The following is a 13647-nucleotide window of genomic DNA, read 5'->3' on the forward strand; positions in this document are numbered from 1 at the left end:
TTAGCGGCTAATGGGGGTCAGGCGGATCAGGTGGATGCGACGGCTGTCGGCATTCAGGATGCGGAAACGATACGCGCCGATTTCGGTGATTTCATTACGCTTGGGCAGGTGCCCGAACGCACTCATCACCAGGCCGCCGACGGTGTCGAACTCATCATCGGAGAATTCGCTGTCGAAGAACTCGTTGAAGTTCTCGATCGGCGTCAGCGCCTTGATCAGGAAGTCGCCACTGGGCAGGGGCTTGATGTAGCTGTCTTCCTCGACATCGTGCTCGTCCTCGATATCGCCGACGATCTGTTCCAGCACGTCCTCGATGGTCACCAGGCCCGCCACACCGCCGTACTCGTCGATGACGATGGCCATGTGATTATGGTTGGCGCGGAACTCGCGCAACAGCACGTTCAGGCGCTTGGACTCGGGGACGAAGGTCGCCGGGCGCAGCAGGTCCCTGATGTTGAAGGCGTCGCCGTTTTCCTGCAGCACCAGCGGCAACAGGTCCTTGGCCAGCAACACACCCATGACATCGTCATGGCTTTCACCGATCACCGGGTAGCGTGAGTGCGCGGCGTTGATGACCGACGGGAGGAATTCGCGGGGTGTCTGGGTCGCCTTGATGCTGATCATCTGCGAGCGCGGGACCATGATGTCCCGGACCTGCAGGTCAGCGACCTGGATGGCGCCTTCGACGATGGCCAGCGCTTCGCTGTCCAGCAATTTGTTCTGGTGGGCTTCGCGCAGGAGCTCCAGCAGCTCCTGGCGGTTTTTCGGCTCATGGGCAAAAGCCTGGGTCAGTTTACCCAGCCAGGACTTCTGCCCGTTGCTCGATCGATCTTCGCTCATAGCGATTTACTCGTATCCCTTGGTGGTGGAGTGATCAGTGTTCATCATCGATATAGGGGTCGGGGTGACCCAATTCGGCAAGCAACGTTCGTTCCAGTGCTTCCATTTCCTCGGCTTCCTCGTCATCTATGTGGTCGTAGCCCAATAGATGCAGACAGCCGTGAATGACCAGATGGGCCCAATGGGCCTCCAGTGCCTTGCCTTGTTCGCCGGCTTCACGCGCGACCACCGGAATGCAGATCACCAGGTCGCCCAGCAGCGGGATATCCAGCAATTCGTCCGGCACGTCGGCGGGGAAGGACAGCACGTTGGTCGCGTAGTCCTTGTGCCGCCAGGTGTGGTTGAGCTCGCGGCCTTCGGCTTCATCCACCAGGCGGATGGTCAGCTCGGAGTCGGCCGTGCGCTGGCGCAGGGCCAGTTCGCACCAGCGGCGAAACTCGGCGTCGGTCGGAGCGGGGGCGTCAGAGGCCCGTTGCAGATCAAGCTCAAGCATCGCGGCGGGCACCCTGGGTGTCTGCTTCGGCACTGTTTTCAAAGCGCTCGTAGGCTTCGACAATCCGCTGCACCAACGGGTGGCGGACCACGTCCTTGGGCATGAAATGGGTGAAGCTGATGCCCGGTACGTCCTTGAGGACCTTGATCACGTGGGCCAGCCCGGATTTCGTGCCCTTGGGCAGGTCGACCTGGGTGATGTCGCCGGTGATCACCGCCGTGGAGCCGAAGCCGATACGGGTCAGGAACATTTTCATCTGTTCGACGGTGGTGTTCTGGCTTTCGTCGAGGATGATAAAGCTGTTGTTCAGGGTCCGGCCGCGCATGTAGGCCAGCGGCGCGACCTCGATAACCTGGCGTTCGATCAGCTTGGCCACGTATTCGAAGCCGAGCATTTCATACAGGGCGTCGTAGAGCGGGCGCAGGTACGGGTCGATCTTCTGGGCCAGGTCGCCGGGCAGGAAGCCGAGTTTTTCACCGGCTTCGACCGCCGGGCGCACCAGCAGGATGCGGCGTATCTGCTCGCGCTCCAGGGCATCCACGGCGCAGGCCACGGCCAGGTAGGTCTTGCCGGTACCGGCCGGGCCTATGCCGAAGTTGATGTCGTTGCCGAGGATTTCCTTCACGTAGAGCTGCTGATTCAGGCCGCGGGGGCGAATCATGCCTTTCTTGGTGCGCAGGGCCACGCTGGCTTCGGCCACCGGGTTGTTGCGCAGGTCTTCGTCGCCCGATTCCTGCAGGAACAGGTGGACCATGTCCGGCGACAGCTCGGTACCCTTGGTTTCCCGGTACAGGCGGCGCAGCAGGTTTTCCGCGGAGGAGGTGAGCTTGGGTTCGCCGATCAGTTCGAACTGATTGCCGCGATTGCGGATCTCGATGGCCAGGCGTTGTTCGATCAAGCGCAAATGCTCGTCGAACTGCCCGCACAGATTGGCGAAGCGGCGAGCCTCGAAAGGCTCGAGGATGAAACGATGAGGTTCGATGGGTGCGTTCAAGGTCGTTTTTAGCCGCCCGACGGCAATTGAGATGAAATCAAGGATAACGCTAGCAGCCCGGGGGTGAAAGCTCTCATTGCAGCATCGAGCCGCGCAGTGAATGGGGTTGTGCCGCATCGATGTGCACGTCGATAAACTGCCCGATCTGCTGGGGATTGTCGCAGCGGAAGTTGACGATACGGTTATTCTCGGTGCGGCCCTGCAATTCTCCGGGGTCTTTCTTCGAATAATCGGTCACCAGGATGCGCTGGATCGTACCGACCATTTGTCGGCTGATCTCGAATCCCTGCTGGTTCAGGCGATGTTGCAGGGTATTGAGGCGCTCTTTCTTCACCGCTTCCGAGGTTTCGTCCGGCAAATCCGCCGCAGGCGTACCGGGGCGCTGGCTGTAGACGAACGAATAGGAGAAGTCGAAACCGACGTCTTCGATCAGTTTCATGGTCTGCTGGAAGTCTTTCTCGGTTTCGCCGGGGAAGCCGACGATAAAGTCCGAGCTGATGCAGATGCCCGGCACGGCGGCGCGCAATTTGCGCAGCTTGGACTTGTATTCCAGCGCCGTGTGGTTGCGTTTCATCGCCGAAAGAATCCGGTCCGAGCCCGACTGCACCGGCAGGTGCAGGTGCTTGACCAACTGCGGAACCTCCGCGTGGGCCTGGATCAGGCTGTCGGAGAACTCCAGCGGGTGCGAGGTGGTGTAGCGGATCCGCTCGATACCGTCGACGGCAGCGACCACGCGGATCAGCTCCGCCAGGTCCGCCAGGCGGCCGTCATGGGTGGTGCCGCGATAGCCGTTGACGTTCTGTCCCAGCAGGGTCACTTCGCGTACGCCGTGTTCGGCCAGGTGGATGATCTCGGCGATCACATCGTCGAACGGCCGGCTGACTTCTTCGCCACGGGTGTAGGGCACCACGCAGAAGGTGCAGTACTTGCTGCAGCCTTCCATCACCGAGACATAGGCGCTCGGGCCGTCGATGCGCGGTTCGGGCAGGTGGTCGAACTTTTCGATTTCCGGGAACGACACATCCACCTGCGGCAGCTTGGTCAGCCGCGCGGCATCGATCATTTCCGGCAGGCGGTGCAGGGTCTGTGGGCCGAAGACCACGTCGACATAGGGCGCGCGGTCGCGAATGGCGGCGCCTTCCTGGCTGGCGACGCAGCCGCCGACGGCGATCACCATCTCCGGGTTCGCCAGTTTCAGTTCGCGCCAGCGGCCCAGTTGGGAGTAGACCCGGTCCTGGGCACGCTCGCGGATCGAACAGGTGTTGAGCAGGATGACGTCCGCGTCTTCGGCGCGGGCGGTGACTTCCAGGGCCTGGTGTTCGCCCAGCAGATCGACCATGCGCGAGCTGTCGTACTCGTTCATCTGGCAACCGTGGGTTTCGATGTAAAGCTTCTTGGCCATGGAGTTTCATCAGGTGGTTCAAAGAACCGCGCATTATAGTGGTCATCGCGCTTGCTTCCTAGCGCTGTGCGTTCGGCGGCTATGCTATAGTTCGCGCCCTCTTTTTTATCCCCCGATGTGTTGCCCGCCCACCATGACCAAACGTGAAGCCCCCATCTACAAGGTGATTTTCCTCAACCAGGGCCAGGTGTTCGAAATGTACGCCAAGCAGATCTATCAGAGCGATCTGTGGGGCTTCCTGGAAGTCGAAGAATTTGTCTTTGGCGAGCGCACGCAACTGGTGGTCGATCCCGGCGAGGAAAAGCTCAAGGCCCAGTTCGAAGGCGTGGTGCGCAGTTTCGTGCCGATGCATTCGATCGTGCGCATCGACGAGGTCGAGCGCCTGGGTACGCCGAAGATCAGCGAGGCGAGGGGGATGAGCAACGTGATGCCATTCCCGATGCCGATGCCCGACAAATAAGGCTCAGGGCAGCGGCGAGAACGGTGTACGGCCGTCAGCCGTCTGCAATTCCAGCAGGTACTTGCGGAAAATCTGCCCCAGCACCTGGGTCGCCATCTCCAACTGGTCACGGGGCATCTGCGCCGCGACCTCATCCGCCGTGTCCAGCGCATCCTCTGCGCCGTTGACCGCCGCCATCTTCAGCACGATATAGGCCTGGACGTTGTTGGCCGGCACACCCTCACCCTTGTAGAACATGATGCCGAGCTGGTATTGCGCCTGGGCGTGACCTTGCAGGGACGCCTGTTCGAAATGACTCAGGGCCTTGTTGAGGTCGTGTTGCGGGTTTTTCTCGTCGTGATAGAACGCGCCCAACTCGTATTGTGCCTGGGCATCGCCGCTCTTTGCCGCTTCTTCGCAGGCGGCCAGGGCCTCGGCGAGGTCCTGTGGCTGGGAGTTGAGGGTGCAACGGCCCATCGCCGGGATCAACAACGAGTTACCGCCTGCATAGGCCAGCAGCGGCTGAAGGAGCAACAGGCAGCCCAAGGCAAGGGCGCGGCCGGTGCGGTTCATGGGAATCGACGTACCTCTGAAGGGCGGGCGGACCCGGCCAGGGGATGACTATGGCGCGCATTATGAAATAAGCGGGGGCCACCTTACAAAGTCTTTACTCGTTTTTCTGCTGCGCGGGCGCTATATGGCCTTGTTTTGCAAGTATCTGCACAGAGGGCGGTAGGAAACTGGGTAAGTTTAGGCGGGAAAACCGACGTCGGCTGAAACCGACGTCGGGGACATCGGTTACTTCAGTGCGGCAAAAGCTTTTTCAGCTGCATCCAACGTCAGCTTCAACTCGGCTTCGCCATGGGCGATGGAGGTGAAGCCGGCTTCGAAGGCACTGGGCGCCAGGTACACGCCGCCGTCGAGCATCAGGTGGAAGAAGCGCTTGAAGCGTTCGGCATCGCTGGACATCACGTCGTCGAAGGTGACGATGTCGTCGGCACCGCTGAAGTACAAGCCGAACATGCCGCCGGCCTGGGTGGTCACGAACGGGATGCCGGCCGCGTCGGCGCGTTCCTGCAGGCCCTGGAGCAGGCGGCTGGTGTAGTCGCTCAGCTCGGCGTGGAAGCCCGGGCGGCTGATCAGGCGCAGGGTGGTCAGGCCGGCGGCCATGGCCAGCGGGTTACCCGACAAGGTCCCGGCCTGGTAGACCGGGCCCAGCGGGGCGATGCGGGACATGATCTCGCGCTTGCCGCCGAAGCAGCCCACCGGCATGCCGCCGCCGATGATCTTGCCGAAGGTGCTCAGGTCCGGCTTGACGCCGTAGTGGGCCTGGGCGCCGCCGAGGGCAACGCGGAAACCGGTCATCACTTCGTCGAAAATCAGCACCACGCCGTGCTGGTCGCACAGGGTCCGCAGGCCTTCGAGGAAACCTGGCGTCGGCGGCACGCAGTTCATATTGCCGGCCACGGGCTCGACGATGATGCAGGCGACTTGCTGGCCGACTTCGCCGAGCATCTTCTCGACGGCATTGATGTCGTTGAATGGCAGGGTCAGGGTGTGTTTGGCGAAGTCCGCCGGGACACCGGCCGAACTCGGCACGCCCTGGGTCAGGGCGCCGGAGCCGGCTTTGACCAGTAGGCTGTCGGAGTGGCCGTGGTAGCAGCCTTCGAACTTGATGATGCTGTCACGGCCGGTGAAACCACGGGCCAGGCGGATGGCGCTCATGGTCGCTTCGGTGCCGGAGCTGACCATGCGGACCATTTCCATCGACGGCACGATCGCGCAGACCAGGTCGGCCATCTCGGTTTCCATGGCGGTCGGCGCGCCGTAGGACAAGCCGTGTTCCAGCTGCTTGCGCACGGCATCGAGCACATCCGGGTGGCTGTGGCCGAGGATCATCGGGCCCCAGGAACCGACGTAGTCGACATAACGCTTGTCGTCTTCGTCGGTGACATAAGCGCCTTCGGCGTGCTTGAAGAACAGCGGGGTGCCGCCAACGCTCTTGAACGCGCGAACCGGCGAGTTGACGCCGCCGGGGATGTGTTTCTGGGCACTGGCAAACAGGGTTTCGGAACGAGACATGGGCAGGCTCTCAGGAGTCATGAAGTGAAGAGGGCATTGAAGGCTTGGGCGCGGCGGGTCACTTCCCGGGTGCTGTCGGCACCGAACAGGCCATGGATCACGGCCAGCAGGTCGGCGCCGTGGGCCACCAGCGGGGCGGCGTTGTCCAGGGTGATGCCGCCGATCACCGCGATCGGCAGTTGCAGTTGCGGGCGGGCGCGCTCCAGCAGCGCGACGTCGGCGGCCGGTGCACCGGGCTTGGTCGTGGAATTGAAGAAGCGCCCGAAAGCGACATAGCTGGCGCCTTCCCGGGCCGCCTGTTCGGCGAGCTCAAGCTGCGCGTGGCAGGTGGAGCCGATAATGGCCCGGCTGCCGAGCAGCGCGCGGGCCGGCGTCAGCGGGCCGTCGGTCTGCCCCAGGTGCACGCCGACCCCCAGCCGCGCCGCCAGTTCGGCGTCGTCGTTGATGATCAGGCGGGTCTTGTAGCGTTCGCAGAGCACCCGCAGGGCCTCGGCCTCCCGCAGGCGGCGGGCCTCATCGGTGCTTTTGTCGCGGTATTGCAGCAAGGTCACGCCGCCCTCCAGCGCCGCCTCGACATAAGACAGGAACTTGCCGGCCAGCAACTGGCTATCGGTGATGGCATACAGGCCGCGTAGTTTCATCGGGTCAGCCTCGGGGTGTTGGGTAGCGCTGAAAGTTACGAGCAGAAATCCAGGGGCAGGCGTCGGGGTACGAACTGGCCTTTGCCCAGTTGCTCGGCATCACGCAAGGTCCGCCAGGTGTAGTTCAGCGCGGTCTGTACGGCGCTGACCAGGCCTTCGCCCAGGGCCAGGCGTCCGGCCAGGGTGCTCGCCAGGGTACAGCCGGAGCCGTGGTAGCTGCCGGGCAGGCGCTGGCACTTGAAGGTCTGGCGGGTGCCGTCGCGGCTGTACAGGCGGTTGTGGATTTCGTCTTCATCGCCATGTCCGCCGGTGATCAGCAGGTGTTGGCAGAACGGCAGGAGTTTTTCCGCGCATTCGTCGGCGCTGCCCTCGGGCAACTCGGCGAGGATGCGGGCTTCCGGGAGGTTGGGGGTGGCAATGGTCGCCAAGGGAAGCAGGCGTTCGCGCATGGCATAGCCGACTTCGTCCTTGCCCAGGCGGCCGCCACCGCCGGCGCGCAGCACCGGGTCGCAGACCAGCGGCAGGTGCGGGTGCGCCAGGAGCAGTTCGACCACGGTGTCGACCATTTCCAGGGAGCCGAGCATGCCCAGCTTGACGGCCGCCACGGTCGAGTCGTTGAGCACGGCATTGGCCTGGGCCAACACCCACTCACGGTCGAGCACGCGGAAGTCGCTGACATTGACCGTGTCTTGCACGGTCAGCGCGGTGACCGCGGGAGCGGCATGGCAACCCTGGGCGAGCAGGGCTTCGATATCTGCCTGGAGGCCGGCACCACCACTGGGATCGTGGCCGGAGAGACAGAGGACAACGGGACGGGAGCTGTAGGTATTCATGGAGCGCGAGCTTACCACCAAACGCTTTTTTCGGGATCGTCCGCCCGGCGTTGAATTTGTCCCCTGAAGGTTTTTTCAGGGCGGCCGATAACCCTTGGTCATACAGCCAGGTTTTGTGCTGGGACGCCCGTTCTAGAGCCTTTGGATAAAATGTTTCAATGGTGTGTTTTAGCCATTAGTGGCTATGCTAGAGTGGATCCAAACGAATAACAGGTCATGAAGTTTCACGTCGTCTCAAAGGGAAGGGGGGCTCCTGACGCGACTTGATTGGCCATGCTGGGGCTGTATGCGCTATTTGCTGCTGATTTTGTTGAGCTGGCTGCCGCTGTCGGCGAGCGCGGTCGAGTTTGATGAGTCCACCCAGAGCCTGCCTCTGGGCCGGGTCATGCAGGTGTTCGAAGACGCGAGCGGCCAGGCCGATATCGCGCAGATCGCCTCGCCCGCCATGGCCCCACAGTTTCATGCGCACAACAAGACCTCGCTGAATGCCGGCTATACGCTCTCGGCGTTCTGGCTCAAGGTCGACCTGACCTACCTCCCCAAGGATCCCAGCGCCCGACGCATCTGGTTGCTGGAGTTGGCCTATCCGCCGATGAAACACATCGAACTCTATGTGCCTGACGCCAAGGGCAGCTATCGCCTGGCCCAGCGCACCGGTAATGAATTACCGTTCGCCAGCCGGCCGATCAAGCAGAACAACTACCTGTTCGAGCTGGCGTTCGCTCCCAACGAAAGCAAGACCGTCTACCTGCGGCTGCAAACCGAAGGCTCGATGCAGGCGCCACTGACCCTCTGGTCGATGCAGGCCTACCTCGAAGACGAACCGGTGCGTTTGTATGTCCTGGGGCTGATCTATGGTGTGCTGCTGGGGATGCTGGTCTACAACCTGTTCATCTACCTCAGCGTGCGCGACACCAGCTACCTCTACTACATTTTCTACATCGCCTCGTTCGGCTTCTACCAACTGTCGGTCAATGGCGCCGCGGCGCAGTATTTCTGGCCGAACAACCCCTGGTGGGCCAACGCATCGACGCCTTTCTTTATCGGCCTGGCGGGCTTCTTCGGTTGTCAGTTCACCCGCAGTTTCCTGCACACGGGTGCCCACAGTCGCTGGCTGGACCGGCTGTTGCTGCTGTTGATGGCCTACAGCGCGGTGGTCACGGCGATGTCGCTGTTGACCGGTTATGCCCTGGCCCTGCGCCTGGCGACCGTCCTCGCCCTGGCGTTCACCGTGACCATTTTCGTCGCCGGGATCAGTGCCTGGTATTGCGGCTTGCGGGTGGCGCGCTACTTCATTATCGCCTGGTCGGCGTTCCTGCTCGGCGGCCTGGTCAATACCCTGATGGTGCTGGGCTACCTGCCGAACGTGTTCCTGACCATGTACGCCAGCCAGATCGGCTCGGCCCTGGAGGTCGGGCTGTTGTCCCTGGCCCTGGCCGACCGGATCAATACCATGCGCGAGCAGCAGGCGCAGACCTTGCTCGAGTCCGGGCAGAAGCTGGAAGTGCTGAACCGTGAGCTGGCCAACAGTAACCGGCTCAAGGATGAATTCCTCGCCACCGTCACCCATGAACTACGCACGCCGATGAATGGTGTGATCGGCTCCCTGGAACTGATGCAGACCCTGGAACTGGACTCGGAACTGGCGCAATACCAGCAGACGGCGGCTGGTTCCGCGCGGGACATGATGCGCATGGTCAATGGCATCCTGACCCTGACCGAGTTGCAGGCCGGCCGGCTCAAGGTCACGACGCAGTCGTTCGGCCTGCGGCGCCTGCTGGATGGTTTGCAGGAGCAGTTTGCCGGTCGCGTCCAGGGCAAGGGGCTGCATTTCGCCATTGAGGTGGACGACAACGTGCCGGACAGTCTCCATGGCGACGCGCAGAAAATCCTGCAGTGCCTGGAATGCCTGGTGGACAACGCCATCAAGTTCACCCGTGAAGGCGGGTTGGTGTTGCGGGTGCGCGGCCGGCAGGTCGCGGAGCAGCAATGGGCCCTGTCGTTTGCGGTCATCGACAGCGGTATCGGTTTTATCGACCTGGATGAAGCCACGCTCTATCAACGGTTCTTCCAGCTGGATGGCTCGATGACCCGTGAATATGGCGGCCTGGGGATTGGCCTGGCGATCTGTCGGCAATTGATCGATCTGCTCGGCGGTCATCTCACCCATCAGTCGGAGCCGGGGATGGGCAGCCGTTTCCAGCTTGATGTCGAGGTCGAGGCGCTGATCCCGCGGGCGTTGCGGCCCTCGGCGCTGTCGGTGGCGCGTTATCCCTACGACTGTACCCTGTTGCTGGTGGATGACAACACCGTCAGCCAGTTGGTGGTGCGGGGCATGTTGCTCAAACTGGGGTATCGGGTGTTCACCGCGGTCGACGCCCGGGCCGCGCTCGATGTCCTGCACGGTCAGGCCGTGGATGGGCTGTTGCTCGATTGCCCGGCGCAGCCGGCGGACGAGGTATTGCTCTGTCGACAGTTGCGGGCGATGCCCGGCGGCGCCGACCTGCTGATCCTGGCCCTGGTCAGCTCGACCGAGGCCAGCGAACGCGAGCGGTGCCTGGCGGCGGGCGTCACGGACACCTTGTCCAAGCCGGTGCGTTTCGAGGAGTTGAAGAGCCTGCTGGCCCGTTGTCTATTGACGCCTGTACAGGGTGAAAGCGCCGGTACTTAGGCGCTTATGTCGCTTTTTTCGCGACGGTACGCGTGATTCACTGGGTTCCCTGGCCTTTCTCTGCGAAGCCATTTCTCAAAGGAGCCCGACATGAACCTTCATCAATACGCCGAAACCCACGAGGTCACCAACCAGCCGCCGTCGCTGGACGGGACCAACCTCTATCGCATCGACCTGCCGCTGCAAGAGTGGGCGCGGCGTTTCGGCGCCGGTTGGGCCGAATCGCGGATCGACGTTTATGGCGCCCTGGCCGGCGGGCCGCTGATGGAGGCGGGGTTTCTCGCCAACCAGAACAAACCGGTGTTCGTCAGCCATGACCGTTACGGCCATCGCCAGGACCTGGTGGAGTTCCATCCGGCTTATCACGAGCTGATGCGCACCGCCGTCGAACACGGCCTGCCGTCGTTGCCCTGGACCGATCCGCAGGACGGCGCCCATGTCGCCCGCGCCGCCATGACCTACCTGCACAGCCAGGCCGAGGCCGGCACCGGTTGCCCGTTGACCATGACCTTCGCCTGCGTGCCGGCCTTGCGTCTGCAAGCGGATATCGCCGGGCAATGGCTGCCGAGCATCCTCAGTACCCAATACGACCCACGCAATATCGGCATCGCCCACAAGACCGGGGCAACCATCGGCATGGCCATGACCGAGAAGCAGGGGGGGACTGACGTGCGCGCCAACACCACCCGGGCCTATCCGGTCGGCGCTGGCGGCCCGGGGCAGCCTTACGAACTGCTGGGGCACAAATGGTTCTGCTCGGCACCGATGTGCGATGCCTTCCTGACCCTGGCCCAGACCGACAAGGGCCTGACCTGTTTCCTGCTGCCGCGCCATCGCCCGGATGACAGTCGCAACCAGTTCTATATCCAGCGCTTGAAAAACAAGCTGGGCAATTGTTCCAACGCGTCGAGCGAAGTGGAGTTCCGTGGTGCTTTAGCCTGGATGATCGGCGAGGAAGGGCGCGGCGTACCGACCATTATCGAGATGGTGGCGATGACCCGTTTCGATTGCATGGTCGGCTCCAGTGCCTTGATGCGCCAGGCGCTGACCCAGGCCAGCCATCATTGTGCCCATCGGTTGGTCGGCGGGCGCGTGCTCAGCGAGCAGCCGCTGATGCAGAACGTGCTCGCCGACCTGGCGCTGGAGAGCGAGGCGGCGCTGGCCTTGAGCCTGCGCATGGGCCGGGCGCTGGATCATCTGGGGGATGAGCATGAGGCGAAGTTCGCCCGGCTGGTGACGGCGGTGGGCAAATACTGGATCTGCAAGCGTGCCCCGGCGATGATCAACGAGGCCGCCGAATGCATGGGCGGCGCCGGGTATGTGGAAGACAGCATCCTGCCGCGGCTGTACCGCGAAGCACCGGTCAACTCGACCTGGGAAGGTTCGGGGAACGTGCAGTGCCTGGATGTGTTGCGTTCGTTGTCCAAGGAGCCGGGCGTGCTGGAAGTGCTGTTCAGCGAATTGGGCGACGGCCATGGCGACAAACGCCTGGCCCGGCATATCGAACACTTGAAGCTGGCGTTTACCGACACCCACGATATCCAGTACCGCGCCCGGCAACTGACCGAAGACATCGCCCTGGCGTTGCAGGCCAAATTGTTGCTGGAGGCGGGCAATGCCGAGGTCAGCGATGGTTTTATCGCCAGTCGGCTAGAGGCCGGGGGACGAGTCTACGGCACCTTGCCCCGTGGAGTGAATGTCGAGGCTATTGTCGCTCGTTCGACGCCGCAGGGTTTTTGACGGGCGATTGCAGCGACCTGTCGCAGGGGGAAGGTGATTTTGAAGTTTCAAATGTGAAGAGGGAAACTTACAGTTTTCCTCTTCACAATGATCGGTTTCTATCAGCCTAAAAGGCGGGCGATGATGCCGGTACCGTCGGTTGAGCCCGAGATCAGTATCTTGTTGTCAGGTTGTACTTGAACGACAGGGGACGGTTGTGAACTGATGATCTGGAGTTCCTGGGTTCCGAAGTCCGCGTCCGGGGTGCCATCTTTTATATACCTGAGTAACGCAGACCGGGTGCTGCCAGGTGGTTGGCACAGTACGACGATTTTTTCGTCAGCTTGTACAGTGGCGCACAAGGCCTGCCATCCGTAGTCCAGTTCGCCGTTGACGAATATTTCCAGGGCTTTTCCCCCATTAAACGTACCATCTTCCTTACCATCTGAGTTAACACGTGACAGAAGAGGCAGTGCTCCTATCAGAGCTCCGTTCTCGCCTTTGAAAATATACCCGGCGGCCAATGTCTTTCCGTCAGGCTGCTGTGACAAGTGAATAAGCTCCACATGAACGCCCCCAGTGCTATCAATCAAAACAAACCCTTGGTTGAAACTGCCATAGCTCAAATCCAGCTCGCCCTTGTCGGTATAGCGAGCGATGAGCCCGCCTCTTTGGTAGATGCCGCCGACCAGGATCTTGTCTCCCTGGAGGGTCAGTGATTGAAAAGTGGCACCCTCCATTCCGTACACCAGGCCATTGTTGCCGAAGGTCACGTCAGGCTGGCCGTTTGCACTGAGGCCAAAAATCACACCGCCACGCCCGGCTCCAATATCAGCGGTTTCCGCGGCCACGAAAACCTTTCCATCCGGCTGAACCGCCATCCCCGTTCTGCGGCGACCAGAGTCCAGTTGGATATTGAAAGAGGTCATTCCGCTAGTGCCGAATATCAGGTCCAGACGGCCATCAGGCAGTAATCGGGCGAATAGCGCAGCGCCGAAAGGATTGAGGCCATTTCCTATGCCTGCGAATACAATGATTTTTCCATTTGATTGCACAACGAAATTCAATAGCGTGGCGTTATAGTTCTCCGGGAGGCGAGTATGGACAACACCTTGGTTGCCAAAGGTGTCGTCCAGAACGCCGTCTGTCGTGTGCCTCACGATGACCAGCATGTCCGATGACAGGATCGATCCAACCGACAGTATTTTTCCATCCGGCAATAATCTGGATGTGCCGTAGAAGGACTCGGACGCTAGCTGGATACGCACGATGCCTTGGGTTCCGAAACTGGGGTCGAAGCTGGCGGGAGCTTTGTTGTCTTTGGTTGATGGGTTCATTGAAGTAGACCTTGAGGGTTGAGAGGGGCCTCTACAACGCAATCAACGGTTAACTCCACATATCTCGGTACTGCGATTGGCAACAGGCACACGGGCTAGAAAACACCCAAAATACCTCTTTGTATACTGTCAGAAGTGACAGCTATCATTCGATTTATATCGATAGTTTTCTCTGATGATCAACGGCTTGGGGATA

General features: G+C 61.5%; 12 protein-coding genes. 3 read left to right on the top strand and 9 right to left on the bottom strand.

Annotated elements, in window-relative coordinates; translation table 11 throughout:
* The 4 genes from HX830_RS05800 to miaB form a co-directional block, all read right to left on the bottom strand.
* Window positions 1-840 (bottom strand): HlyC/CorC family transporter, encoded by an 840-nt coding sequence (locus HX830_RS05800; protein WP_103495824.1) that lies wholly within the window; start codon window positions 838-840, stop codon window positions 1-3.
* Window positions 841-874: 34 nt separating this feature from the next.
* Window positions 875-1333, bottom strand: a complete 459-nt coding sequence (ybeY, locus tag HX830_RS05805) for an rRNA maturation RNase YbeY (RefSeq protein ID WP_103495825.1) — start codon at window positions 1331-1333, stop codon at window positions 875-877.
* The gene (locus HX830_RS05810; RefSeq protein ID WP_152741744.1) at window positions 1326-2327 is read right to left on the bottom strand and encodes a PhoH family protein; all 1002 of its coding nucleotides are present in this window, start codon (window positions 2325-2327) and stop codon (window positions 1326-1328) included. The genes ybeY and HX830_RS05810 overlap by 8 nt, the downstream gene beginning before the upstream one ends.
* Before the next feature lie 73 nt (window positions 2328-2400).
* The gene (miaB, locus tag HX830_RS05815) at window positions 2401-3729 is read right to left on the bottom strand and encodes a tRNA (N6-isopentenyl adenosine(37)-C2)-methylthiotransferase MiaB (RefSeq protein WP_177099275.1); all 1329 of its coding nucleotides are present in this window, start codon (window positions 3727-3729) and stop codon (window positions 2401-2403) included.
* 133 nt (window positions 3730-3862) lie between these two features.
* Between miaB and HX830_RS05820 the strand changes: the two genes are divergently transcribed.
* Entirely contained in the window at window positions 3863-4189 is a 327-nt protein-coding gene (locus HX830_RS05820; RefSeq protein WP_103495828.1) for a DUF1820 family protein, read from the top strand.
* A gap of 3 nt (window positions 4190-4192) precedes the next feature.
* On the opposite strand, the gene HX830_RS05825 is transcribed toward HX830_RS05820, so the two are convergent.
* The 4 genes from HX830_RS05825 to HX830_RS05840 all read right to left on the bottom strand — a co-directional run bounded on the left by HX830_RS05825 (window position 4193) and on the right by HX830_RS05840 (window position 7724).
* Window positions 4193-4741 carry a tetratricopeptide repeat protein gene (locus HX830_RS05825; protein WP_177099276.1) on the bottom strand — a complete coding sequence of 183 codons (549 nt, stop codon included), beginning with the start codon at window positions 4739-4741 and terminating at the stop codon, window positions 4193-4195.
* 225 nt (window positions 4742-4966) lie between these two features.
* Complete coding sequence (gene hemL, locus HX830_RS05830) at window positions 4967-6250, bottom strand: glutamate-1-semialdehyde 2,1-aminomutase (protein WP_177099277.1); 1284 nt, start codon at window positions 6248-6250, stop codon at window positions 4967-4969.
* Between the two features lie 17 nt (window positions 6251-6267).
* Complete coding sequence (thiE, locus tag HX830_RS05835; RefSeq protein WP_177099278.1) at window positions 6268-6891, bottom strand: thiamine phosphate synthase; 624 nt, start codon at window positions 6889-6891, stop codon at window positions 6268-6270.
* 35 nt (window positions 6892-6926) lie between these two features.
* Window positions 6927-7724 (bottom strand): hydroxymethylpyrimidine/phosphomethylpyrimidine kinase, encoded by a 798-nt coding sequence (locus HX830_RS05840; RefSeq protein WP_103495832.1) that lies wholly within the window; start codon window positions 7722-7724, stop codon window positions 6927-6929.
* Between the two features lie 286 nt (window positions 7725-8010).
* Here HX830_RS05840 and HX830_RS05845 point away from each other — a divergent pair, with 286 nt between their 5' ends.
* On the top strand, window positions 8011-10395 hold the full coding sequence (locus HX830_RS05845) for a hybrid sensor histidine kinase/response regulator (RefSeq protein ID WP_177099279.1): 2385 nt from the start codon (window positions 8011-8013) through the stop codon (window positions 10393-10395).
* A gap of 90 nt (window positions 10396-10485) precedes the next feature.
* Complete coding sequence (locus HX830_RS05850) at window positions 10486-12135, top strand: acyl-CoA dehydrogenase family protein (RefSeq protein ID WP_177099280.1); 1650 nt, start codon at window positions 10486-10488, stop codon at window positions 12133-12135.
* A 101-nt stretch (window positions 12136-12236) separates the two neighbouring features.
* Here HX830_RS05850 and HX830_RS05855 read toward each other — a convergent pair whose 3' ends face one another.
* Window positions 12237-13451 (bottom strand): hypothetical protein, encoded by a 1215-nt coding sequence (locus HX830_RS05855; protein ID WP_177099281.1) that lies wholly within the window; start codon window positions 13449-13451, stop codon window positions 12237-12239.
* Between the last annotated feature and the right edge of the window lie 196 nt (window positions 13452-13647).

It is taken from the genome of Pseudomonas gingeri (assembly GCF_013385425.1).
In the GTDB taxonomy this organism is placed as follows: Bacteria; Pseudomonadota; Gammaproteobacteria; order Pseudomonadales; family Pseudomonadaceae; genus Aquipseudomonas; species Aquipseudomonas gingeri_D.